Source organism: Klebsiella sp. CN_Kp073, from assembly GCF_040065495.2.
Classification (GTDB): Bacteria; Pseudomonadota; Gammaproteobacteria; order Enterobacterales; family Enterobacteriaceae; genus Klebsiella; species Klebsiella aerogenes.
This window is the reverse complement of the sequence record NZ_CM198051.1, coordinates 2,152,504-2,179,102: the sequence shown is the minus strand read 5'-3', so window position 1 is coordinate 2,179,102 and position 26,599 is coordinate 2,152,504. Positions and strand designations below refer to the sequence as shown.

Annotated in this window: 26 protein-coding genes and 1 other annotated feature; of the genes, 16 read left to right on the top strand and 10 right to left on the bottom strand. The window is 54.9% G+C overall.

The window, feature by feature from the left end:
* Positions 1-18: 18 nt before the first annotated feature.
* The 3 genes from ABLV66_RS10510 to rnm all read right to left on the bottom strand — a co-directional run bounded on the left by ABLV66_RS10510 (position 19) and on the right by rnm (position 3,094).
* On the bottom strand, positions 19-1,446 hold the full coding sequence (locus tag ABLV66_RS10510; protein WP_063414217.1) for a GGDEF domain-containing protein: 1,428 nt from the start codon (positions 1,444-1,446) through the stop codon (positions 19-21).
* A gap of 149 nt (positions 1,447-1,595) precedes the next feature.
* Positions 1,596-2,216, bottom strand: a complete 621-nt coding sequence (locus ABLV66_RS10505) for an L-threonylcarbamoyladenylate synthase (RefSeq protein ID WP_020078571.1) — start codon at positions 2,214-2,216, stop codon at positions 1,596-1,598.
* Complete coding sequence (gene rnm, locus ABLV66_RS10500) at positions 2,213-3,094, bottom strand: RNase RNM (protein ID WP_047066979.1); 882 nt, start codon at positions 3,092-3,094, stop codon at positions 2,213-2,215. Before rnm ends, ABLV66_RS10505 begins: the two co-directional genes overlap by 4 nt.
* 159 nt (positions 3,095-3,253) lie before the next feature.
* Positions 3,254-3,349 (top strand) — a sequence feature (Trp leader region).
* 35 nt (positions 3,350-3,384) lie between these two features.
* Between rnm and ABLV66_RS10495 the strand changes: the two genes are divergently transcribed.
* From ABLV66_RS10495 to trpA, 5 genes are read left to right on the top strand one after another with little or no spacing between them, the layout of a single operon-like run.
* Entirely contained in the window at positions 3,385-4,947 is a 1,563-nt protein-coding gene (locus ABLV66_RS10495) for an anthranilate synthase component 1 (protein ID WP_047045030.1), read from the top strand.
* Positions 4,947-6,542, top strand: coding sequence for a bifunctional anthranilate synthase glutamate amidotransferase component TrpG/anthranilate phosphoribosyltransferase TrpD (gene trpD, locus ABLV66_RS10490; protein WP_047045032.1), 1,596 nt, complete (start codon positions 4,947-4,949; stop codon positions 6,540-6,542). Before ABLV66_RS10495 ends, trpD begins: the two co-directional genes overlap by 1 nt.
* A 3-nt stretch (positions 6,543-6,545) precedes the next feature.
* Positions 6,546-7,904, top strand: coding sequence for a bifunctional indole-3-glycerol-phosphate synthase TrpC/phosphoribosylanthranilate isomerase TrpF (trpCF, locus tag ABLV66_RS10485; protein ID WP_348876439.1), 1,359 nt, complete (start codon positions 6,546-6,548; stop codon positions 7,902-7,904).
* Between the two features lie 14 nt (positions 7,905-7,918).
* On the top strand, positions 7,919-9,112 hold the full coding sequence (gene trpB, locus ABLV66_RS10480) for a tryptophan synthase subunit beta (protein WP_015366207.1): 1,194 nt from the start codon (positions 7,919-7,921) through the stop codon (positions 9,110-9,112).
* Positions 9,112-9,921: a tryptophan synthase subunit alpha gene (gene trpA, locus ABLV66_RS10475; protein ID WP_045374732.1), complete on the top strand. Its 810-nt coding sequence runs from the start codon at positions 9,112-9,114 to the stop codon at positions 9,919-9,921. The genes trpB and trpA overlap by 1 nt, the downstream gene beginning before the upstream one ends.
* A gap of 30 nt (positions 9,922-9,951) precedes the next feature.
* On the opposite strand, the gene ABLV66_RS10470 is transcribed toward trpA, so the two are convergent.
* A complete protein-coding gene (locus tag ABLV66_RS10470) occupies positions 9,952-10,407 on the bottom strand; it encodes a MarR family winged helix-turn-helix transcriptional regulator (RefSeq protein WP_348876440.1) in 456 nt (151 codons plus the stop codon).
* Between the two features lie 75 nt (positions 10,408-10,482).
* Here ABLV66_RS10470 and ABLV66_RS10465 point away from each other — a divergent pair, with 75 nt between their 5' ends.
* On the top strand, positions 10,483-11,430 hold the full coding sequence (locus ABLV66_RS10465; RefSeq protein WP_348876442.1) for a quinone oxidoreductase family protein: 948 nt from the start codon (positions 10,483-10,485) through the stop codon (positions 11,428-11,430).
* A gap of 174 nt (positions 11,431-11,604) precedes the next feature.
* Here ABLV66_RS10465 and ABLV66_RS10460 read toward each other — a convergent pair whose 3' ends face one another.
* The 3 genes from ABLV66_RS10460 to ABLV66_RS10450 are packed head-to-tail and all read right to left on the bottom strand — an operon-like array spanning position 11,605 to position 13,402.
* The gene (locus ABLV66_RS10460; protein WP_348876443.1) at positions 11,605-12,741 is read right to left on the bottom strand and encodes an HlyD family secretion protein; all 1,137 of its coding nucleotides are present in this window, start codon (positions 12,739-12,741) and stop codon (positions 11,605-11,607) included.
* Between the two features lie 9 nt (positions 12,742-12,750).
* The gene (locus ABLV66_RS10455) at positions 12,751-13,101 is read right to left on the bottom strand and encodes a DUF3302 domain-containing protein (RefSeq protein WP_045393202.1); all 351 of its coding nucleotides are present in this window, start codon (positions 13,099-13,101) and stop codon (positions 12,751-12,753) included.
* A 37-nt stretch (positions 13,102-13,138) separates the two neighbouring features.
* Positions 13,139-13,402, bottom strand: coding sequence for a hypothetical protein (locus ABLV66_RS10450; protein ID WP_047077948.1), 264 nt, complete (start codon positions 13,400-13,402; stop codon positions 13,139-13,141).
* Positions 13,403-13,540: 138 nt separating this feature from the next.
* Between ABLV66_RS10450 and ABLV66_RS10445 the strand changes: the two genes are divergently transcribed.
* Complete coding sequence (locus ABLV66_RS10445) at positions 13,541-14,476, top strand: LysR family transcriptional regulator (RefSeq protein WP_045393208.1); 936 nt, start codon at positions 13,541-13,543, stop codon at positions 14,474-14,476.
* Positions 14,477-14,518: 42 nt separating this feature from the next.
* Here the strand turns inward: ABLV66_RS10445 and ompW are convergent, their stop codons facing one another.
* Positions 14,519-15,157, bottom strand: a complete 639-nt coding sequence (gene ompW, locus ABLV66_RS10440; protein WP_045374891.1) for an outer membrane protein OmpW — start codon at positions 15,155-15,157, stop codon at positions 14,519-14,521.
* Between the two features lie 269 nt (positions 15,158-15,426).
* On the opposite strand from ompW, the gene ABLV66_RS10435 reads away from it, so the two are divergent.
* From ABLV66_RS10435 to yciA, 5 genes are all read left to right on the top strand, one after another.
* Positions 15,427-15,840, top strand: coding sequence for a YkgJ family cysteine cluster protein (locus ABLV66_RS10435; RefSeq protein WP_045393211.1), 414 nt, complete (start codon positions 15,427-15,429; stop codon positions 15,838-15,840).
* 27 nt (positions 15,841-15,867) lie between these two features.
* Entirely contained in the window at positions 15,868-16,611 is a 744-nt protein-coding gene (locus ABLV66_RS10430) for a YciC family protein (RefSeq protein WP_047045053.1), read from the top strand.
* Between the two features lie 51 nt (positions 16,612-16,662).
* Positions 16,663-17,202: a septation protein A gene (locus tag ABLV66_RS10425; RefSeq protein ID WP_015366196.1), complete on the top strand. Its 540-nt coding sequence runs from the start codon at positions 16,663-16,665 to the stop codon at positions 17,200-17,202.
* A gap of 286 nt (positions 17,203-17,488) precedes the next feature.
* Positions 17,489-19,672 carry a TonB-dependent siderophore receptor gene (locus ABLV66_RS10420; protein WP_348876445.1) on the top strand — a complete coding sequence of 728 codons (2,184 nt, stop codon included), beginning with the start codon at positions 17,489-17,491 and terminating at the stop codon, positions 19,670-19,672.
* Between the two features lie 101 nt (positions 19,673-19,773).
* On the top strand, positions 19,774-20,172 hold the full coding sequence (gene yciA, locus ABLV66_RS10415) for an acyl-CoA thioester hydrolase YciA (RefSeq protein WP_015705756.1): 399 nt from the start codon (positions 19,774-19,776) through the stop codon (positions 20,170-20,172).
* A gap of 33 nt (positions 20,173-20,205) precedes the next feature.
* Here yciA and ABLV66_RS10410 read toward each other — a convergent pair whose 3' ends face one another.
* Positions 20,206-20,742 carry a YniB family protein gene (locus tag ABLV66_RS10410; RefSeq protein WP_047045057.1) on the bottom strand — a complete coding sequence of 179 codons (537 nt, stop codon included), beginning with the start codon at positions 20,740-20,742 and terminating at the stop codon, positions 20,206-20,208.
* A gap of 151 nt (positions 20,743-20,893) precedes the next feature.
* Between ABLV66_RS10410 and hxpB the strand changes: the two genes are divergently transcribed.
* From hxpB to ABLV66_RS10395, 3 genes are all read left to right on the top strand, one after another.
* The gene (hxpB, locus tag ABLV66_RS10405; RefSeq protein WP_045393217.1) at positions 20,894-21,562 is read left to right on the top strand and encodes a hexitol phosphatase HxpB; all 669 of its coding nucleotides are present in this window, start codon (positions 20,894-20,896) and stop codon (positions 21,560-21,562) included.
* A 127-nt stretch (positions 21,563-21,689) separates the two neighbouring features.
* Positions 21,690-22,280 (top strand): metal-dependent hydrolase, encoded by a 591-nt coding sequence (locus ABLV66_RS10400; RefSeq protein WP_015705758.1) that lies wholly within the window; start codon positions 21,690-21,692, stop codon positions 22,278-22,280.
* A 133-nt stretch (positions 22,281-22,413) separates the two neighbouring features.
* Positions 22,414-23,805: an L-cystine transporter gene (locus ABLV66_RS10395; RefSeq protein WP_015366191.1), complete on the top strand. Its 1,392-nt coding sequence runs from the start codon at positions 22,414-22,416 to the stop codon at positions 23,803-23,805.
* Positions 23,806-23,864: 59 nt separating this feature from the next.
* Here ABLV66_RS10395 and cedA read toward each other — a convergent pair whose 3' ends face one another.
* Entirely contained in the window at positions 23,865-24,104 is a 240-nt protein-coding gene (cedA, locus tag ABLV66_RS10390) for a cell division activator CedA (RefSeq protein ID WP_045393220.1), read from the bottom strand.
* A gap of 205 nt (positions 24,105-24,309) precedes the next feature.
* Here cedA and katE point away from each other — a divergent pair, with 205 nt between their 5' ends.
* Positions 24,310-26,568 carry a catalase HPII gene (gene katE / locus ABLV66_RS10385; RefSeq protein WP_289578395.1) on the top strand — a complete coding sequence of 753 codons (2,259 nt, stop codon included), beginning with the start codon at positions 24,310-24,312 and terminating at the stop codon, positions 26,566-26,568.
* Positions 26,569-26,599 lie beyond the last annotated feature (31 nt).

Genomic DNA, 26,599 nt, shown 5'->3' with positions numbered 1-26,599 from the left:
CACCAGCTTTAATCTTGACTATGAGCCGGTAACAATATTATTTATTAGAGGAGAGGCGCTGATACGATTGCGCCCCGTTTTTTTAGACTGATAAAGATAGCTATCTGCCTCAGATAATAACCGATCAAAGCTGTCAACAATATTCCAGCGCATCACCTGCCCGTAGCTAAGACCAATACTGACGGTTAGCGATAAATTCGCACTTTGCCAGGCAATATTCATCTCTTCAATCGCCTGACGAATATCTTCAGCTAAACGATAGCCATCTTCACCCGGTTTGCCCGTCATCACCACGGCAAACTCTTCACCGCCCAGTCGGGCAATCACCCCTCGATCGGCTACAGTGTTTTTGACCCGCCGGGCGAAAGTCATCAAAACATTATCGCCACAATCATGGCCCCAGGTGTCGTTAATTTTTTTAAAATGGTCAATATCAAGCACCAGCACGTTTAGCGACGTCTCATTGTCCGTTACTTCCAGTTCACGCAGATGTTCATAAAGACCAAAACGAGAATGAACCCGGGTCAGGTAATCGTAGCGAACCTGTCGCGATAGCTGTTTCACCATCTTGTTGACCGCCTCCACGCTGACCGCGACGATAACCGGACTAATGGCAATAGATGCGATGCCAAGGCGCGTGGAGATAATCATAGGCAGAAACGACGTCATGTTCGATTCAATAGCGTGCCGATCGATCAGCATCATTTCCACCATACCGGAGCACAAAGTCAGCAAGCAGGTTGTTGATAATGAATAGTTTAGCGCGCACCAAATTAACGCCGGAAGAATCATCGCCAGCGTTCCCATACTTCCCGTCACTCCGCTGAGAATAGAGACCAGCAGCGAGGCCATTAACATGCCAACCGGTACTAACCGCCGCAAATTCAATGCGCTAAAAAACTCTTTTTTCTGACACAACAGCGTAAAAGGTAGAATGAGCACACTAGTGGTAAACTCCTCGCTAAACCAAACAGGATAGATTTGCCAGAATTCAGCGTGAATACCGCAGGAATAAATATAACTCCCCAGGGCTGAACATAATAACGCGGAGATAAAACAATAGCTGTAAATTCGAAAGATGGTTATTTTTAAATTATCTTCATCTGCCTTCTCTTCTCTGATTATCAGCCAGTACATTATTAACATAAATAGCACATCGGAGAAATCCACCAGAATGCTATAGACTCCTCGCTCGCCCGTAGCAAAGCTTGATAATAGCATTGCGGCTAAAACAACTGCGGCGTATTTTTTATAACGTAACGCCTTATGCCTGATAAATAATCCGACAATGACTGCATTCAGTGGCCAGAACAAAGCAATATCGCTATGGCGTATGGCTTTTCCCACCAGATATAAAGTAACGGTAATGCTTGAAAGTATGAAAAAATTGAATAGCACTTTCTCCCTCTTAATAACATCAGAGGGTTGAATAGTCAGCTTATGCATGATGTTGAGTTTCTTTCTGGAAGCGATATCAATGAGTAATATCGTAAGCAGGCTAATAATATACCAGGAAAGAAATGACTCAATATGAAAGGTGTTTTAAATTAAATTTAAGCCGCGGGCGGCGGGTGAAACGCCGCCCGCGAGAAGCATCACAGGAAGGGTTTGATATCACCGACGCCTTCACGCAGCACCACCGGAGCGTCTTCGGTCAGGTCGATAACCGTCGTCGGCTGCTGGCCGAGATAACCGCCGTGAATAATCAGATCGACCACCTTTTCCAGACGGTCTTTAATCTCTTCCGGATCGGACTCCGTGAATTCATTACCTGGCAGCATTAATGATGTCGAAAGCATCGGCTCGCCAAGCGTTTCAAGCAGCATCTGGGCGATAGGGTTCGCCGGCACGCGCATACCAATGGTTTTACGCTTTTCTTGCAACAGGCGTCGCGGCACCTCTTTCGTTCCCTTAAGAATGAACGTGTAGTTGCCCGGCGTGTTGTTTTTGATTAGACGAAACGCCACGTTATCGACAAACGCGTAGGTCGACAACTCGGAGAGATCGCGGCACATCAGGGTGAAATTGTGGCCATCCGGCAACTGACGGATACGGCAGATCCGCTCCATCGCCCCTTTATCTTCGATTTTGCAACCCAGGGCATAGCCAGAGTCCGTTGGATAAACGATAACCCCGCCCTTACGCACGATTTCCACCGCCTGATTAATCAACCGCGCCTGCGGATTATCGGGATGGATATAGAAAAACTGGCTCATACTTCCCTCTCAATTTGTTCAGCGGCCACTTCCCAACTGCGCCAGATCCCTTCCACGCCAGCGGGTAGCCAAAGTTTACGCCCCAGTTCAATCCACGGGCAGGGCTGGTGGAAATCTGAACCCTGCGACGCCATCAAACCAAACTGTTTCGCGTAGCTCGCCAGCTGCGCGCGCTCATGCGGCGCCTGCTGACATTGGGCGACCTCCATCGCGTCGCCGCCCTGCTCGCTAAAATGGGCCAACAGCCGTTTCAACCATTTGGCGGAAAGATCGTAGCGCCCTGGGTGGGCGATCACCGCTTTGCCGCCAGAATGATGAATGACATCAATCGCTTGTTTTATTGTACACCACTGCGGCGGAACGTATCCGGTTTTCCCGCGGGCGAGATATTTTTTGAATACGTCGGCGATATTGCCGGCGAAACCCGCTTCAACCAAAAAGCGCGCGAAATGGCCGCGGGTGACCGCGCCGCCATCGGCGAGCTTTAACGCCCCTTCCCAGGCGCCGGGGATACGCGCTTTCTCCAACCGTTCGGCAATCATCCGCCCGCGCTGGTTGCGCCGCTCTTTCTGTTCGCAAAGGAGTTGCGTCATCGCCGGATGGTCGATATCAATATTCAGTCCCACGATATGAATTTCGTGATTTTCCCATAGGGTGGAAATTTCTACCCCGGTGATAAGCGTGAGCGGCAGTCCAGCCCGCGCAATTTCGGCACGTGCCGCCGGTATGGCCGCCACGCTATCGTGATCGGTGATAGCCAGCGTACCCACCCGCATCTCATGCGCGCGGTGTACCAACTCTTCTGGAGTCAATCGCCCATCGGAGGCGACGGTATGGCTGTGCAGGTCATAAATGACCGCGTAATTAGTGTCGCTCAAGATGGCTCCTGGTGGACCTGAACTGAAATAAGCGCATTATGATAACGACTGAGAAAGAAAATCTGCAAACAAGGGTTGACTTTATTTTCATGAACCAGTTAACTAGTACGCAAGTTCACAAAACGGGTATCTCTGATGAAAACGCAAATTATTACTCTTCATAGCTGGTGGCGTCGTTCCTGGAATCGGGCGGCGTAATCGCGTTTTGCACTCAGCAAACAGATACCTGGCCCGCCACTGAGCGGGCTTTTTTTTGAACAAAATAATGAACAGAACAGGCGAGAATGATAATGCAAACATCAAAACCAGCGCTCGAGCTTCTCACCAGCGACGCCATCTATCGCGAAAACCCGACGGCGTTATTCCATCAATTATGCGGCGCGCGCCCGGCAACCCTGCTGCTGGAATCGGCCGACATCGATAGTAAAGACGACTTAAAAAGCCTGCTGCTGGTCGATAGCGCCCTGCGCATTACCGCGCTTGGCAATACCGTCACTGTCCAGGCGCTGTCGGCGAACGGCGCCGCGCTGCTTGAACTGCTGGATAATGCATTGCCGTCCGGCATTGAGAATCTGCGCCAGCCGAACAGCCGGGTACTCACCTTCCCACCGGTTAGCGCCCTGCTGGATGAAGACGCTCGCCTGTGTTCGTTATCGGTGTTCGATGCGTTTCGTCTGCTACAAGATTTGGTCAGCGTCCCGCAGGCCGAGCGCGAAGCGATGTTCTTCGGCGGCCTGTTCGCTTACGACCTGGTGGCCGGTTTCGAGGATTTACCGCCGCTCGACGCCGATACCGCCTGCCCGGATTACTGTTTCTACCTGGCGGAAACGCTGCTGGTCATCGATCATCAGACCAAAAACACCCGCATTCAGGCGAGCCTGTTCACGCCGCTGGAGAATGAGAAACAGCGTCTTCTGCAACGTATCGCCCAGCTTCGCCAGCAGTTAAATGAACCGCCTGCGCCGCTGCCGGTCACTACCGTCGCCGAGATGCGTTGCGACGTCGATCAGAGCGATGAAGAGTACGGCGCCGTGGTGCGCAAAATGCAGCGCGCTATTCGCGCGGGCGAAATTTTCCAGGTCGTGCCGTCGCGCCGTTTCTCCCTCCCCTGCCCGTCGCCGCTGGCCTCTTACGATGTGCTGAAAAAGAGCAATCCCAGTCCGTATATGTTCTTTATGCAGGATAACGATTTCACCCTGTTCGGCGCCTCGCCGGAAAGCTCGCTGAAATACGACGCCGTCAGCCGCCAGATTGAGATCTACCCCATTGCCGGCACCCGTCCGCGCGGCCGCCGCGCCGACGGTTCGCTGGATCGCGATCTCGATAGCCGTATTGAGCTGGAGATGCGTACCGACCACAAAGAGCTTTCCGAACATCTGATGCTGGTTGACCTGGCCCGTAACGACCTGGCCCGCATCTGTACGCCGGGTAGCCGCTACGTGGCGGATTTGACTAAAGTCGATCGCTACTCCTTTGTGATGCATCTGGTTTCCCGCGTGGTTGGTGAACTGCGCCGCGACCTGGACGTCCTGCACGCCTACCGCGCCTGCATGAATATGGGCACTCTTAGCGGCGCGCCGAAAGTTCGCGCCATGCAGCTAATCGCCGCCGCAGAAGGCAAGCGGCGCGGTAGTTATGGCGGCGCGGTCGGCTACTTTACCGCCCATGGCGACCTCGATACCTGCATCGTGATCCGCTCAGCCTACGTTGAAGATGGTATCGCCACCGTGCAGGCGGGCGCCGGTATCGTGCTCGATTCCGTTCCGCAATCCGAGGCGGATGAAACCCGTAATAAAGCTCGCGCCGTGCTGCGCGCCATTGCTCAGGCCCATCACGCGAAGGAGACTTTCTAATGGCCGACATCCTGCTGCTCGATAATATCGACTCCTTTACCTATAACCTCGCCGACCAGCTGCGGGCTAACGGCCACAACGTGGTTATTTATCGCAATACCGTTCCGGCGCAATCGCTGATTGAACGTATCGGCACCATGGATAACCCGGTGCTGATGCTCTCTCCGGGGCCGGGAACCCCAAGCGAAGCCGGCTGCATGCCGGAGCTGCTGACCCGCCTGCGCGGCAAGTTACCGATTATCGGTATCTGCCTCGGCCACCAGGCCATCGTGGAAGCCTACGGCGGCTATGTCGGCCAGGCGGGAGAAATCCTTCACGGCAAAGCCTCCAGCATTGAGCATGACGGCCAGGCGATGTTCGCCGGTCTTGCCAACCCGCTGCCGGTGGCCCGCTACCATTCACTGGTCGGCAGCAATATTCCGGCCGGGCTCACCATTAACGCCAATTTCAACGGTATGGTGATGGCGGTTCGCCACGACGCCGATCGCGTCTGCGGCTTCCAGTTCCATCCGGAGTCGATTCTGACTACCCAGGGGGCGCTGCTGCTGGAGCAAACGCTGGCATGGGCGCTGCAGAAACTGGAACAGACCAATGTCGTACAACCGATTCTGGAAAAATTGTACCAGGCACAGACGCTGAGCCAGCAGGAGAGCCACGTGCTGTTTTCCGCCGTCGTGCGCGGCGAAGTGAAGCCGGAACAGCTGGCCGCGGCGCTGGTAAGCATGAAAGTGCGCGGCGAGCAACCGCAGGAAATTGCCGGCGCTGCCACCGCGCTGCTGGAAAACGCCGCGCCCTTCCCGCGTCCGGATTATCAGTTTGCCGATATTGTCGGCACCGGCGGCGATGGCAGCAACAGCATCAATATCTCAACCGCCAGCGCCTTTGTCGCCGCCGCCTGCGGTTTAAAGGTGGCGAAACACGGCAACCGCAGCGTCTCCAGTAAATCCGGTTCGTCCGACCTGCTGGCCGCGTTTGGTATTAATCTGGATATGAATGCCGATAAATCGCGCGCCGCGCTGGATGAACTGGGCGTCTGCTTCCTGTTCGCGCCGAAATACCACACCGGTTTCCGCCATGCGATGCCGGTCCGCCAGCAGTTGAAAACGCGCACCCTGTTTAATGTATTGGGGCCGCTTATTAACCCTGCGCACCCGCCGCTGGCGTTGATTGGCGTCTATAGCCCGGAACTGGTGTTGCCGATTGCCGAAACCTTACGCGTACTCGGCTATCAACGCGCCGCCGTGGTACACAGCGGCGGTATGGACGAAGTCTCGTTGCATGCGCCGACCGTGGTCGCCGAACTCAATAACGGCGAAATTCAGAGCTATCAGCTGACCGCCGCCGACTTCGGCCTGACGCCTTATCATCAAGAGCAACTGGCCGGCGGCACGCCGGAAGAAAACCGTGACATTCTCACGCGCTTGCTACAAGGTAAAGGTGAAGCCGCTCACGAAGCCGCCGTCGCCGCCAACGTCGCCATGTTGATGCGTTTACACGGGCATGAAGACCTGAAAGCCAACGCCCGGCAGGTACTGGATGTGCTGCACAGCGGAGCGGCCTATGACAGAGTGACCGCATTAGCGGCAAGAGGGTAAATAATGCAGACCGTTTTAGCAAAAATCGTTGCCGACAAAGCGATTTGGGTAGAAGCCCGCAAACAACAACAACCGTTAGCCAGTTTTCAGAATGATATCGTGCCGTCCGAACGCCATTTTTACGATGCGCTGGCCGGCGCCCGTACCGCCTTTATTCTTGAGTGCAAAAAGGCGTCGCCGTCGAAGGGACTGATTCGGGAAGATTTCGACCCGGCGACCATCGCCGGGGTTTATAAGCACTACGCTTCGGCAATTTCAGTACTGTGCGATGAGAAATATTTTCAGGGCAGCTTTGATTTTCTGCCGATCGTCAACAAGGTCGCGCCGCAGCCGATTCTGTGTAAAGACTTCACCATCGATCCTTACCAGATTTACCTCGCGCGTTACTACCAGGCCGATGCCTGCCTGCTGATGCTCTCGGTGCTCGATGATGACCAATATCGGCAGCTCGCCGCTGTCGCCCACAGCCTCAATATGGGCGTTCTGACCGAGGTCAGCAACGAAGAGGAGCTGGAGCGCGCGATTGCGCTGAAGGCCAAAGTCGTCGGCATTAACAACCGCGATCTGCGCGATATGTCGATTGATCTGAACCGCACGCGTCAACTGGCGCCGCGTCTCGGCCCGGATGTCACCGTGATCAGCGAATCCGGAATCCATACCTACGGCGAAGTCCGCGAACTGAGCCACTTCGCCAACGGCTTCCTGATTGGCTCGGCGCTGATGGAGCAACCGGACCTCAGCGCTGCGGTGAAGCGCGTGCTGTTAGGTGAGAACAAGGTCTGCGGCCTGACTCGTCCGCAGGATGCGCAAGTCACCTGGGAGGCGGGCGCTATCTACGGCGGCTTGATTTTCGTCGCCAGTTCGCCGCGCGCCGTTGACGACCAGCAGGCACAGGCGGTAATGGCCGCCGCGCCGCTCAGCTACGTTGGCGTATTCCGCGATGCAGCCATTGAAGAGGTCGTCACCCGTGCGACCAACTTGAAACTCGCCGCGGTCCAGCTTCATGGGAGCGAAGACCAGGCCTGGATTGATGCCCTGCGCGCGGCGCTGCCGGAGCAGATCCAAATCTGGAAGGCGCTGAGCGTCGGCGAAACGCTGCCGCCGCGTAACCTCAATCATGTGGACAGATATGTCTTTGACAACGGTCAGGGCGGTAGCGGTCAACGCTTCGACTGGTCGCTGCTGCAGGGCCAGGACCTGCGTAACGTGATGCTGGCAGGCGGCCTCAGCGCCGATAACTGCGTAGAAGCCGCGAAAAGCGGCTGTGCCGGACTCGATTTCAACTCAGGCGTAGAGTCGCAGCCGGGAATAAAAGAGGCAAGCCTGGTGGCTGCCGTTTTCCAGACGCTGCGCGCATATTAAGGAGCAATGCAATAATGAGCACTTTACTGAACCCGTATTTCGGCGAATTCGGCGGTATGTACGTTCCGCAGATCCTGATGCCCGCCCTGCGCCAGCTGGAAGAAGCTTTCGTCAGCGCGCAAAAAGATCCTGAGTTTCAGGCCGAATTCACCGACCTGCTGAAAAACTACGCGGGCCGCCCGACGGCGCTGACCAAATGCCGCAATCTGACCGAAGGCACCCGCACCACGCTATACCTCAAGCGTGAAGATCTGCTCCACGGCGGCGCGCACAAAACCAACCAGGTGCTGGGCCAGGCGCTACTGGCCAAACGTATGGGCAAAACGGAAATTATCGCCGAAACCGGCGCCGGCCAACACGGCGTCGCCTCGGCGCTGGCCAGCGCCCTGCTCGGTCTGAAATGCCGCATCTATATGGGCGCCAAAGACGTCGAGCGGCAGTCGCCGAACGTGTTCCGCATGCGCCTGATGGGTGCGGAAGTCATTCCAGTGCACAGCGGCTCCGCCACCCTGAAAGATGCCTGTAACGAAGCGCTGCGCGACTGGTCCGGCAGCTACGAGAAGGCGCACTACATGCTCGGCACCGCCGCTGGCCCGCACCCATTCCCGACTATCGTGCGTGAATTCCAGCGCATGATCGGCGAAGAAACCAAAGCACAGATCCTCGAGAAAGAAGGACGCCTGCCGGACGCGGTGATCGCCTGCGTTGGCGGTGGTTCTAACGCCATCGGCATGTTCGCTGATTTCATTGATGAATCCCGAGTTGGCCTGATTGGCGTCGAGCCTGCCGGCCACGGTATCGAAACCGGCGAGCACGGCGCGCCGCTGAAGCATGGTCGCGTCGGCATTTATTTCGGCATGAAGTCGCCGATGATGCAAACCTCCGACGGGCAGATTGAAGAATCTTATTCTATCTCCGCCGGGCTGGATTTCCCGTCAGTGGGGCCTCAGCATGCGTTCCTTAATAGCACCGGGCGCGCTGAGTATGTGTCAATTACCGACAACGAAGCGCTGGATGCCTTTAAAGCGCTCTCCCGGCATGAAGGCATTATTCCGGCGCTGGAGTCGTCGCACGCTCTGGCGCACGCGCTGAAGATGATGCGCGAGAATCCGGATAAAGAGCAGCTGCTGGTGGTTAACCTGTCCGGCCGCGGCGATAAAGACATCTTCACCGTACACGACATTTTGAAAGCGCGAGGGGAAATCTGATGGAACGTTACGAGACGCTATTTGCACAGTTAAAAAACCGCCAGGAAGGCGCCTTTGTTCCCTTCGTCACCCTCGGCGATCCGGGGCCGGAACAGTCGCTGAAAATCATCGATGCGCTGATTGAAGCCGGCGCCGATGCGCTGGAATTGGGGATCCCCTTCTCCGACCCGCTGGCCGACGGCCCGACGATTCAGGGCGCCACATTGCGCGCTTTTGCCGCCGGTGTTACCCCGGCGCAGTGCTTCGAGATGCTGGCGGCGATCCGCCACAAGCATCCGACCATTCCAATCGGCCTGTTGATGTACGCGAACCTGGTGTTCAGCCCGGGGATTGATGAGTTCTACGCCGAATGCGCGCGTGTCGGCGTGGATTCCGTGCTGGTCGCCGACGTGCCGGTCGAAGAGTCCGCCCCGTTCCGTCAGGCAGCGCTGCGCCATAACATTGCGCCGATTTTCATCTGCCCGCCAAATGCCGATGACGATTTACTGCGCCAGATTGCCTCCTATGGCCGCGGCTATACCTACCTGCTATCGCGCGCTGGCGTGACAGGCGCGGAAAACCGCGCCGCGCTGCCGCTGCATCATCTGATTGAAAAATTGGCGGAATATAACGCCGCGCCGCCGCTGCAGGGCTTTGGTATCTCGGCGCCGGAGCAGGTTTCGGCCGCTATTGACGCCGGTGCCGCCGGGGCAATATCCGGCTCGGCCATCGTCAAGATTATCGAGCGCAACCTTGAACAGCCGCAAAAAATGCTCGAAGAGCTAAAAACCTTCGTGCAGAGCCTGAAAGCGGCAACCAAAACCGCCTGACCCTTTGTCGCCCGGCCTCACGCCGGGCGGCTATTTCCGCTGCAGGCTGTTGGCGTATTTTCGCGTTAAGCGAAACAGCGCCAGCACCTCGTCTTCTGACCATCCAGCCAGCACCTGATTCATTAACTGCCGCCGCGCAACGGCAATAGCGTCAATCATCCGCTGCCCCTTTTCGCTGAGCGTCACCTCGCTAATCCGCCGGTCTTTGGCATTGGCCTGCTTGCAGGCAAGCCCCTGAGCCTCCAGCTTTTTCACCTGACGACTGACGGTGGTGTAATCGCGGCCTAAATGATCCGCCAGCTCAACTACCCCCACCGGGCCATAGCGCCCTACCGCCACCAGTAGCGGAAATAGTATCTGTTCAAGCTGCACCCTTGCCGCCTGCAATATCTGCTCATCGCGCAAAGGTTGATTCATCACGCTAATGATATCCAGCAGCGCGCCGTGAAAGTCGGTGATGTCGTAATTATTATGTGCATCTTGCATATATTAGTTAACCGCGTATATTGCTCCTGAAGAATATGTGCATATTACACATAATTATCATCAGGAGATAATGTTATGAAAGCCGCCGTGGTATTTGATCTAAGCGAAGGCCCGGTATGGGCCGATTTTAGCGAACCGCAGCCCGCCGTCGGACACACGCTGATCGACGTTCGCGCCGCCGCCATTAGCCACGTGGTAAAGGGCCGGGCATCAGGACATCATTATAGTTTTGACGGCACTCTGCCGTTTGTCGTCGGTATCGATGGCGTCGGTATGACCCATGACGGCCAGCGCGTCTATTTTGCTTTCCCCAGCGCCCCGTTCGGCAGTATGGCGCAACGCGCGCCGGTCGCAATGCAGAATTGCCTGCCGCTGCCGGATGAACTTGACGATATCAGCGCCGCGGCCATGGCCAATCCGGGCATGTCTGCCTGGGCTGCGCTTGTAAAGCGGGCGCAGTTTCAGGCCGGCGAAACGGTACTGATTAACGGCGCCACCGGCAGCGCCGGGCAGCTGGCGGTGCAGATTGCCCGCTACCTCGGTGCGAAAAAAATCATTGCCACCGGGCGCAATGCGCAAGCGCTGGCCGCCCTCGCAGCCGATGAGTGTATTGATTTAACCGCCGATGAGCAGACGCTTAGCGCACAATTCGCCGCCGCCAGCGCCGGGCAAGTTGATGCGATCGTGGATTATTTGTGGGGACGCAGCGCAGAGTTGCTGCTGCCCATGCTGGCGAAATATACCCCCGGCGATAAGCCGGTGCGTTATGTGCAGGTGGGTTCCCTTGCCGGGGCGGATATCGCGTTAAATGGCGCCGTGCTGCGCGCCGCGCCGCTACAGCTTATGGGCAGCGGCATCGGCAGCCTGACCATGCCGCAACTGCTGGCGGCAACCGGGGAGATGCTGCAGGCTGCGGTTCCCGGTCAGTTTACCATCGCCACCACGCCGCTGCCGCTCCGCGATGTCGCTGCGGCCTGGCCGCGTGATAACAGCCAGAAACGTACGGTTTTCACCCTTGATTAAAAAAATTCGCCTCCGCACAAAATCTGGGGTTGATATCTCAAATGAGAAATATTATCTTTCTCATTACCGAATAGTTGAGTGAACAACTCAGGTATTCGGTACGACATTGCTCACATTGCTTCCAGTATTTTTGCCCGCGTTTATCGCGGGCTTTTTTTCGCTCAACTTCAGCTTTTAGTGGTCGAGATACAGATAATGCAACCAGCTGGTCATCCGTAACAGCACCTTACGCATCACCGACACGTGGGCAAAATGGTCGGTATACACCGCCGCCTGGGCACTGACGCCATCAGGGAGATGGGCGAGATCGCGGCTCGCCGCGAGGTCAATCATCACATAAACCCCTTCCCGACCGGGCGTGGCGCTTAAACCCTGTAACGCGCCGCTGGCCTGGTAGCTGCCGTCGGGAATAGTTGGCAATACTTTTGTGACCTTGCCGGCATACACCTGCCCCGGTAGACCATTGAATACCACCTCTGCCTCGTCCCCCTGCTCCAGGCGCAGGATAGCGTTCTGGCGAAATACCGCCACCACCTGCCGTTTCTGCTGCGGAATAAAAATCATCACCGGTTTGAACGGCAGACGAACTGCCGTGGTTCCCGGTCGCGCCAGCACCTGGGTAACATAACCATCGCTGGGCGCGCGGAATACCGTCTGTTCAAGGTCATAACGCGCCTCGGCAATCTGCGATTTCAGGCTGGCGATTTGCGCATCCTCGCCATTGAAACGCGCAGAAAGTCTTTCTAACTCCTGTTGATACTGTGCCTTAGCCGCCCGCAGGGCCGCGGATTGCGCCTGATATTGCTGCTCGGCGTGATTCACGTCCTGCTCAGAAAAAGGGTTAACCGGCATGGCCGCGCCTTTCGCATAGCGTTGATAATCCTGACGGGCACGTTCATATTCCGCCGTCATCCGCTGGACGTTAGCGGCGGATTCACTTAATGCCGCTTTCCGGGTTCTGATATCCGCTTCGGCGGCACTGAGATCCGCCTCCAGTTTATTCAGTCGCGCGCGATAGCGGCTATCATCAAGACGAAACAGTACCTTGCCTTTGCGTAATAACACATTCGTTTTATCGGTAACTTCTACGATGGCCCCCGACACCTGCGGCACAATCGGGATCGACAGAGCTATTTTTTGCGCCCGGTCGGTGTACGGGTGATTATAATTCATAGTCAGAATTAGCGCGCCGACAATAAACACTCCACCAAGGACCGCCGTCGGTACCGTCCATTTATTTACCGGGATACGGAAAATTTTAAATACGCCATAGGCCAACGCCACATAGCAAAGAATAATGAGTAAATCCATATATTAGCCTTAGCGGTTATTTGACGAGTTTGTCGTTACAGTTATCTGTTGCTCCTGCAGACGCTTTAGCTCGCTTTCAAGTTGCCTGATTCGCTGATGCATTTCGGCGCTATCTTCGACTTTATGCGCCATTCCCCACCCGCGCTCGGGGCGATACAGCGTTGCCCAGATCCATAACAGCGGCCAAATCGCATGCAGGGTAAACAGGCTCACCCAGCCGGCCACATGGATCGCATCCTGATGAGGATGCTGACGTTTTTTGGCTAATAAATAGGGAATATCATGAATAATAATAATGCCGTAAAATAAAATCAAAAACACGGCAATTAACACGCCTAAGGCGAAGTAGTTAAGGAACATAATAACACCTGGTAATAAAAAAGGTAAACCGTACTAACTACGCTGTTTTATAATTAGCAATGCCACTCACTGCAATCGTGGGGCTGTGCCGAGAATAATCATTTTCCGACTGATAGACCAAATATTGGTAACGGTAAAAATCAGTACTTTTATCTTTCCGGTATAATATCTCTTCCCCCGAAACCGATAGTCCCTTGATAATATCGTCATATTCAATATATTTTTCTTTTTCGGTTACGCTGGAAGCGCACGCAGCCAGCAGCAACATTGCAGATAACGCAGCCATTCTTGTTATTTTCATCGAATTATTTCTCTGTATTTTTCGGCTGTAACAAATAATCCACGCAAATGATACCCAGCTCCCAACCAGAAGTCATATGACAATGACAGCAAAGATGTATATCATTTTTGATATAGCAAAACCAAAAGAAGCGACCTCGTGAAAGAAAAAGACCTGCGCATAGACGAACTCCGCATCGTCCGCGTGATTGCCGAAACGGCAAGCGTTAGCAAAGCCGCCCAGCTACTGGATATGCCGCAGTCGAACGTGTCGCGGGCGCTGAATGCGCTGGAACGGCGCCTGGGGCTGGAAATCTTTATCCGCCACCCACGGGCATTAATCCTGAGCGAGTTTGGCGAGCAGTTCCTGCGCCGGGCGGACATTCTGCTGGATAAGCATAATGACCTGCTTGATATGTCCGGTACCTGGAAACGCAGCCTCAACGGTATGGTGACGCTCGGCGCGCCAATCGGCATTCAGGCTTTCCTTGCCCGATATCTTTTGCCGCCGGTGCTGCGCTCAGCGCCGGAATTAACCGTAAACCTTCTCACCCGCAATCCCGACGAGCGCGAACAGAAACACGGGACGCTTTTCGATAGCGATTGCGATCTGCTGATTAGCTTTTTCCAGCCCCAGGACGAAAGCCTGATCGCAAGGCCTCTCACCCGCTTTCGCATGGGGCTGTTTGCCTGCGCGGATTATATTACGCAGTCGCCTCTGCACGATGTTGATGAGCTTGCGCAGCATCGTTGCATCACTTTGCGTACGTTGGGCGGGATCCGCAACAGCTGGCATTGCTATAACGCAGCGGGTGAAAGCATTCAGGTGGAGGTCAACGGTTCCAGCGTATGCGATAACATTTTGCCGGCCATCGAGCTTGCCAAGCAGGGTCTGGGCATCGTTTATGCCCCTTTTTACTCCGTCGCGGCGGAATTGGAGGCCGGTACGTTACAACCCTGTCTGCCACGGGAACGCGGCGTGAATATGCAGGCGTGGTTGATTTATCGTCAGCGAGGCGTGTTGCCGCATCGCGTGCAGGTGATAATGGATAGCATTATGGAAAGCGCCAAACTGCACGCCCATCGGCTGGTCTGAAGAGGATAAAACTGGCCGCAGGCGGCCAGTTTTTTTAAAGCATTAGAAGCGATAACCGGCAGAGAACATAAACACCCACGGATCCAGACGGGTACTGACTTTCTGGTCAACGCCGTTAGCTTTAAATTTCACATCGGTGTCGATATCCATGTACCAGACCGACATGTTAAGCAGCCAGTTGCGGTCAATCAGATAATCCAGGCCAACCTGTCCTGCCGCGCCCCATGAATCTTTCAGACTCAGGTCGGAAAGCCCGGCGTCCTTACCGGTATCGTTGAAATCATTGTTAAAGAAGGTCGTATAGTTAATACCGGCGCCGATATACGGGCGCACTTTACTTTGCGCATCGCCAAAGTACCACTGCGCCATCAGCGTCGGCGGCAGCTGATGTACGGTGGCGATAGTGCCGGTCGGCCCGGTACCGACCTTATGGCGGAACGGCGTTGCCGCCAGCAGTTCGATACCGATATTGTCGGTCGCCATATAGGTAAAGGTTAAACCCAACTGGGTGTTATTACTGACGTTAAAACCGCCGAGACTACCCAGCACGTTGTCAGAGCCCTCAGTCGGGCGAACCGTCGCCGAGCCCGCGCGAATAAAAAACTCCCCCGCTTCATGCGCCCAGGCGCTACCACCAGAAAGCGTACCTAAGATCAATGCCGCCGCTGCTATTTTCTTCATATCCATGTCCCCATTATGGTTTTTATCAGCGGCTGCAAATATACCTACAATGAGTTAGCTTTGATCTGTTTTAGATCACACCAGGCCATTAGATTTAACATTTATTGATCCAGATTAATTTTTGCAGCAGTTAGTAACGTTCTGATTTGTCTTTACATCAATTTTTACCCATGAGAAAAATTTTTGCTTGCCCCTCTTGTCGCCGATCGCGCGGATAGCTAATTTAATTGCCGACAATTTGTGTTGATGCGTTTTTTTCAGGTGTAATTATGAGTGAAATCAACCCGTGCATGACGTGCGGTGCCTGTTGTGCGTATTTTCGAGTCTCCTTCTACTGGGCTGAAGCCGACGACGCTGGCGGCGTGGTACCCACACAGCTCACCGAACCCCTTACCCCTTTTCTGCGCTGCATGAGCGGTACCAATCAGCGGCAAAGCCGCTGTACCGCCTTAAGCGGTGAAATCGGCGAATCGGTACACTGCTCCATCTATCACCAGCGGCCTTCCCCCTGCCGCGAGTTTGCCATGTCAGGCGAAGGCGGCGAACTCAACGAAGCGTGCGATCGCGCCCGTGCCCGCTATGGCCTGCCGCCGCTGGGAACTCTTTACAAAGATATACCTACCGTGACCTCGGCAGAGACTGCTACCCAACCACGTTTTGCGGTACAATCCCCGGCTAGTTAAAACACCTGCAAGACTCAAGGAGAATGCATGTCTATCACGGCGAAGTCCGTCTACCGTGACACGGGGAATTTTTTTCGTAATCAGTTCGTTACTATTCTGCTGATTGCGTTGTTATGCGCGTTCATCACGGTAGTCATTGGCCATGCCTTTTCGCCCAGCGACGAGCAGTTATCGATTCTCAGCGAGGGCGATAACCTCGTGGGCAGCGCCGGCTTGTTTGAGCTGGTGCAGAACATGACGCCGGAACAGCAGCAGATCCTGCTGCGCGCGTCGGCAGCCTCAACCTTCTCGGGCCTGGTGGGGAATGCCATTCTCGTCGGCGGCGTACTGTTGCTGATTCAGCTGATCTCCGCCGGGCATCGCGTCAGCGCGCTGCGGGCGATCGGCGCGGCGGCGCCGGTTCTGCCGAAGCTGTTGCTGCTTATTCTGTTCACCACCTTCGTGGTACAGATGGGGATGATGCTGGTGCTGGTGCCGGGCGTGCTGCTGGCGATTGTTCTGGCGTTCGCGCCGGTGATGCTGGTGCAGGATAAAATCGGCATCTTTAGCGCAATGCGCGGCAGTATGCGTCTGGCGTGGACGAATATGCGCCTGGTGGCGCCTGCGGTACTCGGCTGGCTGCTGGCAAAAACGGCGCTGCTGCTGCTTGCTTCAAGCTTTGCAACGCTGTCGCCCAACGTTGCCGCCGTGGTCATTAATACCATCAGCAATCTGTTCTCTGCGCTGTTGCTGATCTATTTGTTCCGCTTGTATATGCTTATTCGCAACTAACTTTAATCAGGGCCGGGCATTCCGGCCCTTCCTGAACGACGGAATTGATGTATGAAGCAGTTTCTCGATTTTTTACCGCTCGTAGTCTTCTTCGCTTTTTATAAGATTTACGATATCTACGCCGCAACCACCGCGCTGATCGTCGCCACCGCGGTAGTCCTCATTTATAGCTGGGTGCGCTATCGTAAAGTTGAAAAGATGGCGCTGATCACTTTTGTGCTGGTCGCCGTATTCGGCGGGCTGACAATCTTCTTCCACAACGATGAATTTATTAAGTGGAAAGTGACCGTCATCTACGCCCTGTTTGCCGGCGCCCTGCTGTTCAGCCAGTGGGTAATGAAAAAGCCGCTGATCCAACGCATGCTTGGTAAAGAGCTGACGCTGCCGCAGCAGGTGTGGTCGCGGCTGAATCTGGCCTGGGCGCTGTTCTTTATTCTCTGCGGGCTGGCTAATATCTACATCGCGTTCTGGCTGCCGCAGAATATCTGGGTCAACTTCAAAGTCTTCGGTTTAACGGCATTGACCCTGGTCTTTACCCTGTTGAGCGGCGTTTATATCTACCGCCACATGCCACAGGACGATAAGCACTAATACCTCTCAACGGTACGCGCTAGCCGGCGCGTACCGCCTCCCTTGTGCTTTTCATTTCTTTTCTCTACCTCCTATCCCGTTCAGTTCAAATTTAACTTCCGAAAGAGTGGGTAAGCCACCTCTTATTACGCCATTCCCCAACGGCTCGCCTTCACGCTTTCTTCATCAAACTGGAAAAATTGCGCCAATTGTGAGGATTTGATGAAGTTTCGTCTCGCCTCATTGTAATGATAATGATTATTATTAATATTCACGTTCTTGTTTTATTTTGATACGGATATTTACAATGAGAACGAACACCGCATTCCCCCTCGCTCCCCTTACCATCATTATCGCCAGCTTCTTTTCAGCGGAGAGTTTGGCCGAAGAAGCCGAACAGGATACTGAAACCATGGTGGTCTACAGCACCGCCGAAGAAGCGTTAAAACAACAGCCCGGCGTTTCGATTATCACTGCCGAAGATATTGCCAAAGAGCCGCCGGTTAATGACCTGTCAGAAATCATCCGTAAAATGCCCGGCGTGAATCTGACCGGCAACAGCGCCAGCGGTAGCCGCGGTAACAACCGTCAAATCGACATTCGCGGGATGGGCCCCGAAAACACGCTGATTTTGATCGATGGCGTACCGGTTACCTCACGAAATTCGGTACGTTACAGCTGGCGCGGTGAACGCGATACCCACGGTGATAGTAATTGGGTACCCGCTGAAATGGTTGAACGTATTGAAGTCCTGCGCGGACCCGCTGCGGCCCGCTATGGGTCCGGCGCGGCCGGCGGCGTGGTGAATATCATTACCAAACGACCAACCAACGACTGGCACGGCTCACTGTCGTTCTTCACCAATCAACCGGAGAATAACAAAGAAGGCGCCACCAACCGGGCCAACTTTAACCTCAGCGGGCCGCTGGCAGGCGATGCCCTCACCATGCGTTTGTACGGCAACATCAATAAAACCGATGCTGACGCCTGGGATATCAACCATGCGCAGAATGGCTCATACGCCGCCGGTCGCGAAGGCGTGCGTAATAAAGATATTAACGCCCTGCTGTCGTGGAAAATGACCCCACAACAGATCCTCGATTTCAACTATGCCTACAGCCGCCAGGGCAATATTTATGCCGGCGATACCCAGTACAGTAACGGCAACCTTAGCCCCAATGGCCTGGTTGATTCACTCTACGGCCATGAGACCAACCGCCTGTATCGCCAGTCGTGGGGGCTAACCTATAACGGAATTTGGGATTGGGGACAGTCAAAAGCCGGCGTTTATTATGAAAAAACCAATAATACCCGCCTGCAGGAAGGATCAACCGGCCGCGTCGAGGGGATGATCAATAGCGATGAATACGCCACCAGCCGTCTGGAATCATGGCGCTCCACAGGCGAGTTAAACATTCCGTTCTACTGGTTGGCGGATCAGACGTTGACGCTTGGCATGGAGTGGAACCGCGACGAACTCAACGATCCGGCGTCGATGCAGGCCACTGACGTGAGCGGTGAAACCATCGCCGGCACCAGCGGCAATGCCGCCGATCGTAGTAGCAAAAACAGCGCCACGTTAACCGGGATCTACCTGGAAGATAATATCGAGGCCACGCCGGGAACTAACATTATTCCCGGCCTGCGTTTCGATTACCACAACCAGTTCGGCAGTAACTGGAGCCCAAGCCTCAACCTGGCGCAGGCATTAGGTGAGTGGTTTAAAGTCAAAGCCGGTATTGCACGGGTATTTAAAGCACCGAATTTATATCAATCCAGCGAAGGCTATCTGCTCTCCACCCGCGGCAACGGATGCCCGAACGCCATTGCAACAGGCAGTTGCTATCTGCTCGGCAACCCGGATCTGGATCCGGAAATCAGCATCAATAAAGAGCTTGGGCTGGAATTCAACGCCGGAGGCTATAACGCCGGGATCACCTGGTTCCGTAATGATTACAAAAACAAAATCGTCTCCGGCACCGAGGTGCTTGGCTACACTTCCAGCGGCAACAACATTCTACAGTGGCAGAACGGCGGCAAAGCCGTAGTAGAAGGACTGGAAGGGACCGTGCTGATCCCATTGATTGCCGACACCCTGAACTGGCGCACCAACGCGACCTGGATGATTAAATCGGAAAGTAAAGATACCGGCAATCCGCTGTCGGTGATCCCGAAATATACTATCAATACCATGCTTGACTGGCAGGTAAACAGCAAACTGTCGGCTAACATAAACTGGACAATGTATGGCCGTCAAAAGCCGCGTCAGTACGCGGAAATTCGCAACGAGACCGGGGTTCTCGCCACCAATGAAGTCGGCGCTTATTCGATAGTCGGGATCGGCGGCAACTATCAGTTGATGAAAGATATTCGCCTGAACGCCGGCATCAGCAACCTGTTTGATAAGCAGATTTATCGCGAGAACGCCGGTGCGTCAACTTACAACGAGCCGGGGCGCGCCTATTACGCCGGCGTTACCCTAAGTTTCTAATCTGCCGACGCCCGTACCGACGGGCGTATTCCCCTATTCTCTCTGCGCCGTTTTCATAGTAGCATCGCGCCTGATCTCCTTTGACTAGTACAGAGTATAGAATGACAACAACAGATCTCGCCCCGAAGGGCGAATTGGTTTTACGCACCCTGGCCATGCCGGCGGATACCAACGCGAACGGCGATATTTTTGGCGGCTGGCTGATGTCGCAGATGGATATCGGCGGCGCGATTATGGCCAAAGAGATTGCCCGCGGCCGCGTTGTGACTGTCCGTGTTGATGGTATGACTTTTTTACGCCCGGTCGCCGTTGGCGATGTTGTGTGCTGCTATGCCCGCTGCGTAAAGCGCGGCAACACCTCGATCACTATTAATATTGAGGTATGGGTGAAAAAAGTATCGACGGAACCTCTGGGCCAGCGTTATAAGGCGACGGAAGCCCTGTTTATTTATGTGGCGGTAGACAATGAAGGCAAGCCGCGAGCGCTGCCTGCCGAGTAAGGCATTGCCCGGCTTGCCGGGCAGATCTTCTGCTTAAAGAAAGCCAAGCAGCGAGAAGAAAATATAACCGATCACAATCACCACAATCGGCAGCACGTAAAGCGTGAAATACTGCTTCAGAATAGTATGACGCGGAACGACAATACGTTCGGCAAGCTGTTCGCGCGACAGGCCTTCCGCGCCTTTAGCCTGTTCCAGAATCAACTGATCTTCCACGCCTTCGCGTAGAAACTTCGCCTGGCGGGCCATCCGCGCGCCGGAAGCCTGCAACGCCATACCGACAAACACCAGCGCGTAGATAATCCAGAAACCGATGTTCAACGCATGTTTGAACTCCGGCAGCGGCGAGTTGTACCAGAAGAAATTCAGGAACGGCGTATTGAAACGCACCATCTCAATCATCAGGTGGGCGAAATCCATCATCACCGCATCAATACCCGGTTTCTTTTCGCTATGCTCGTACATAAACTTCAGTACGGAAATCAGCGTAGACAGCACGGCTGGAATGAAGATGACCCATCCCAAAATGCGTTTAATGACCGCAATGCGTCCAGCTTGTTGATACGTCATGAGTTCCCCTTGTTTAAAACGCCAGACTCTCCATGCCGACATAGAGTCAGGTATAAGTCTATCTTCCGCAGCGAATTTCGCCTGCTTCAGCGCGGTATGATATACCATATGGACAATTTCGTTATCTACTTACGCCAATGGAGAGGAACTTATGTCAGCAAAGCGTCAGATTCTTGCCGCTATTTTCGATATGGATGGCCTGCTTATCGATTCAGAGCCGCTATGGGACCGCGCAGAGCTGGAGGTACTGGAAAGCCTCGGAGTGGATATTAGCCGCCGTGATGAATTACCTGACCTGCTGGGGCTGCGCATCGACCTGGTGGTCGATTTATGGTTTGCACAACAGCCCTGGCGCGGCCCGGACCGCGCGGAGGTAACCGCCAGTATTATCCGCCGGGCCATTCAGCTGGTCGAGGAGTCACGGCCGTTGCTGCCCGGCGTGCGTGAAGCCGTGGCGTTGTGTAAGGCCGAAGGACTAAAAATCGGCCTCGCCTCCGCGTCGCCGCTGCATATGCTGGAAAAAGTGCTGGAAATGTTTGAACTTCGCGACCAGTTCGACGCGCTGGCCTCAGCCGAACATCTGCCTTACAGCAAACCGCATCCCCAGGTCTATCTTGATTGCGCCGCAAAGCTTGGCGTCGCGCCAATGTCCTGCGTGGCGCTGGAGGATTCTGTTAACGGCATGATTGCCAGCAAAGCGGCGCGGATGCGCTCGATTGTGGTTCCGGAAGCAGAAAACAGCCGCGATCCGCGCTTCGTACTGGCCGATGTGAAACTGGCGTCTCTGCAGCAGCTGACGGTAGCAGACCTGCGCGGCTAAACGACTTGCGCTGGCATTAATGTCGTCAAAATATGTCAACCTTGTGACAAAGAGTTACACCGTCACCTCTTCCGTATACTGTATAAAAACCCTATACTGTATGAATTGACAGTTTAGGGTTTTTATCATGACGGCGGAAGGCCACCTCTTCTTTTCTATCGCCTGTGCGGTATTTGCAAAAAATGCAGAATTAACCCCCGTGCTGGCGCAGGGGGACTGGTGGCATATCGTTCCTTCCGCCGTGCTGACCTGCCTGCTGCCCGATATCGACCATCCTAAATCTTTCCTCGGGCAGCGTTTAAGCTGGGTCTCAAAACCGGTAGCCCGCGCCTTTGGCCACCGGGGCTTTACCCACAGCCTGCTGGCGGTATTCGGCGCGCTGGCGCTGTTCTATCTAAAAGTGCCGGAGAGCTGGATAATCCCGGCCGATGCGCTGCAGGGTTTAGTGCTTGGCTACCTCAGCCATATACTCGCCGATATGCTCACCCCGGCCGGCGTACCGCTGCTGTGGCCTTGTCGCTGGCGGTTCCGCCTGCCGATCCTCGCGCCGCGCAAAGGCAATCAGCTCGAGCGCGCGCTGTGCATGGCGCTGTTCATTTACGCCGTCTGGATGCCGCAAAGCATGGCCGAAAATAGCGCCGTGCGCTGGTCATCAAATATGATTAATTCGCTGCAAATAACCTTTAATCGTTTTATTAACCATCAGGCTGAACGATAAATACGCTAAATGATTTTTTGGTTATAACCCATTCCATTTGAGTATAAGAAAGCAATAAGGCCTTCTGCTACTCTTGGCGCCATAAGAGTTGGTTTCAGACCAACCCAGGTAACAAGATATCAGGAGAACGGGGATGAATTTTCCATTAATAGCGAACGTTGTCGTGTTCGCGGTTTTACTGTTTGCGCTGGCTCAAACCCGCCACAAACAGTGGAGCCTCGCTAAAAAAGTACTGGTCGGTCTCGTTATCGGCGTTATCTTTGGTCTTGGCCTGCAGCTGGTTTACGGCTCCGACAGCCAGGTTCTGAAAGATTCTATTCAGTGGTTCAATATCGTCGGTAACGGCTATGTACAACTGCTGCAGATGATCGTTATGCCGCTGGTCTTCGCCTCCATTTTGAGCGCGGTGGCGCGCCTGCACAATGCATCACAGCTGGGGAAAATCAGTTTCCTGAGCATCGGTACGCTGCTGTTCACCACCCTAATCGCTGCGCTGGTCGGCGTGCTGGTGACCAACCTGTTTGGCCTCACCGCTGAAGGCCTGGTGCAGGGCAGCGCGGAAACCGCTCGTCTGAACGCCATCCAGAGCAACTATGTCGGTAAAGTATCAGATCTGAGCGTTCCGCAGCTGATCCTGTCGTTTGTGCCGAAAAACCCGTTTGCCGATCTGACCGGCGCTAACCCGACTTCTATCATCAGCATCGTTATCTTCTCGGCGTTCCTTGGCGTCGCGGCGCTGAAACTGCTGAAAGACGATGTGGAGAAAGGCCAACGCGTCCTGACCGCCATCGACACGCTGCAGGGCTGGGTGATGAAGCTGGTGCGTCTGGTAATGCAGTTGACCCCGTACGGCGTACTGGCACTGATGACCAAAGTGGTTGCCGGTTCCAACCTGCATGACATCATCAAGCTCGGCGGTTTCGTGGTGGCCTCTTACATCGCGCTGGGGATCATGTTTGTGGTACACGGTCTGCTGTTAGCCGTCAATGGCGTCAGTCCGCTGAAGTATTTCCGTAAAGTCTGGCCGGTGATTACCTTCGCTTTCACCAGCCGTTCCAGCGCGGCGTCTATTCCGCTGAACGTGGAAGCGCAGACGCGCCGTCTGGGCGTGCCGGAATCTATTGCCAGCTTCTCCGCCTCATTTGGCGCGACGATTGGTCAGAACGGCTGCGCCGGTATCTATCCGGCGATGCTGGCGGTAATGGTAGCGCCAACCGTTGGCATCAACCCGCTGGATCCAATGTGGATTGCCACCCTCGTGGGTATCGTCACCGTAAGCTCCGCGGGCGTAGCCGGCGTTGGCGGCGGCGCGACCTTCGCAGCCTTGATCGTGCTACCGGCGATGGGTCTGCCGGTCACGCTGGTCGCACTGCTGATTTCCGTCGAGCCGCTGATTGATATGGGCCGTACCGCCCTTAACGTTAACGGTTCAATGACCGCCGGCACGCTGACCAGCCAGTGGCTGCGCCAGACGGATAAAGCCATCCTCGATAGCGAAGAAGACGCCGAACTGGCGCATCGCTAACGTTAACAGCCACAAAAAAGCCGCTGAATTTCAGCGGCTTTTTTATTTTACCCGCGAGGTCAGGCCTCTATTTCACCTTCCTGGCGTATCTGATTAGCCCAACGCTGCGCCGATTCCGGCACGGTGAACGCCGGTGAACGGCGGAAACGCTCGCCCATCAGTACAAAGGCGACATATTTGCCCCGCAATATCCAGACATCGCGAAAATGGTCCATTTTAACGGCATGATCCGGCGGCGCAGGCTCGACGCGCGGCACGTAGCTAATGACAGGGCGATTTTGTTGGCGCAATGTTTTCATAACAGATGGATTCACTAAGCAAAGCGGGAACATAAACCCCTATCATAGCCGATCGCCCCCCTTTTCGTCGCCCCTCCTCCGCTAATGCGCATTTTAGGATAACTCTATTCGTTTCTGCCCGGCGAACCCAGAACAATGTTCTATAGTTAGAAGGGTTTTGGTTTAGCAACGACCACTTTTAGCAATGAAAGCAGGAGACGAGCAGATGTCAGAAAAACACCACGACCCACACAGCCGACAGGCACCGGTACACGATAGCGATGAAGCAAAACCGGGCCTTGATTCGCTGGCGCCCGAAGACCGCGAATGGCGCCCTACTCCCCAGCCAACCGCGCCCGGGGAGGAACCGACGTCGCCCGGCAGCCTGAAAGCGCCGGATACTCACAGCATAAAATTAGATACGCTTGAGCCGCAGCGTAAAGGCGGCGAAAACTTCCCGCTGACCACCAATCAGGGGGTACGCATCGCCGACGATCAAAACTCGTTACGCGCCGGCAACCGCGGACCAACGTTGCTGGAAGATTTTATCCTGCGTGAGAAAATTACCCACTTTGACCATGAACGCATTCCCGAGCGTATCGTTCATGCTCGCGGTTCCGCCGCGCACGGCTATTTCCAGCCTTACAAAAGCCTGAAAGAGATTACCAAAGCCGATTTTCTGTCCGCGCCGGAAAAAATCACCCCTGTTTTTGTCCGCTTCTCCACCGTTCAGGGCGGCGCGGGCTCGGCCGATACCGTGCGTGATATCCGCGGCTTTGCCACCAAATTCTATACCGAAGAGGGCATTTTCGACCTGGTGGGCAACAACACGCCGATTTTCTTTATCCAGGATGCGATTAAATTTCCCGACTTTGTCCATGCGGTGAAACCCGAACCGCACTGGGCAATTCCGCAGGGACAAAGCGCCCATGACACCTTCTGGGACTATGTTTCGCTGCAGCCGGAAACATTGCATAACGTGATGTGGGCCATGTCCGACCGCGGCTTGCCGCGCAGCTATCGCACGATGGAAGGTTTCGGCATACATACTTTCCGTTTCATCAACGCCGAAGGCAAAGCCACCTTCGTACGCTTCCACTGGAAGCCGGTGGCCGGTAAAGCATCCCTGGTGTGGGATGAGGCGCAGAAATTGACCGGCCGCGACCCGGATTTTCATCGCCGCGACCTATGGGAAGCCATCGAGGCTGGCGATTATCCGGAGTTTGAGCTCGGCCTGCAGTTAATTCCAGAGGAAAACGAGTTCGATTTCGACTTCGATCTGCTGGATCCGACCAAACTCATTCCGGAAGCGCTGGTGCCCGTGCAACGAGTCGGCAAAATGGTGCTTAACCGTAACCCCGACAACTTCTTCGCTGAGAACGAACAGGCGGCATTCCATCCGGGTCATATCGTGCCGGGTATCGATTTTAGTAACGACCCGCTGCTGCAAGGGCGACTCTTCTCCTATACCGATACGCAAATTAGCCGCCTCGGCGGGCCAAATTTCCACGAAATTCCGATTAACCGCCCTACCTGCCCGTATCATAATTTCCAGCGTGACGGCATGCACCGAATGGAGATTGATACTAATCCAGCAAATTATGAGCCTAACTCTATCAACGATAACTGGCCTCGCGAAACGCCGCCGGCGCCGAAACGCGGCGGCTTTGAATCACTGGCGGAACGCGTTGATGGCGAGAAAATCCGTAACCGTAGCCCCTCCTTCGGCGAGTACTACGCCCAGCCTCGCCTGTTCTGGCTCAGCCAGACGCCGATTGAGCAGCAGCACATTATCGGCGGCTTTAGTTTTGAGCTGAGCAAAGTGGTCAGAGTCTGGATCCGCGAGCGGGTGGTCGATCATCTGGCGCATATTGATATCGGGCTGGCGGAAGCGGTAGCCAACAATCTCGGTATCGAACTCAGCGATGAGCAGAGGAATATTGCCCCGCCAGCGCCGGTTAACGGCGTGGAGAAAGATCCAACCCTCAGTCTTTACGCTGATGGCGATGGCGACGTAAAAGGACGAATTGTCGCGGTATTACTCAACGAGAAGACCTGCGCGCAGGATGTACTCAACCTGTTGCAAGCGCTGCAGGCCAGAGGCGTCCACAGCAAACTGCTCTATTCGCGTATGGGCGAAGTCAGCGCCGATGATGGATCGCAGCTACCGATCGCCGGAACCTTCGCCGGCTCGCCATCGTTGACGGTTGATGCGGTTATCGTTCCCGGCGGCGATCTGAGCAGCATCAGCGATAACGGAGATGCCCGCTACTATCTGCTGGAAGCTTATAAGCATCTGAAGCCTATTTTACTGGCGGGCGATGCGCGGCAGTTTAGTTCGCTGCTACAGGTGCCCGCTGCGGGTGAAGAAGGGGTTATCGAATGCGACGCGATTAATACGCTTAGCGTCGATAAACTGCTGACGCTACTGGCCGCGCATCGCGTCTGGTCAAGAAGCAGTAAAGTTGCGGCCATACCCGCGTAACAAAAAGCCCGGCAGTTCATGGCTGCCGGGC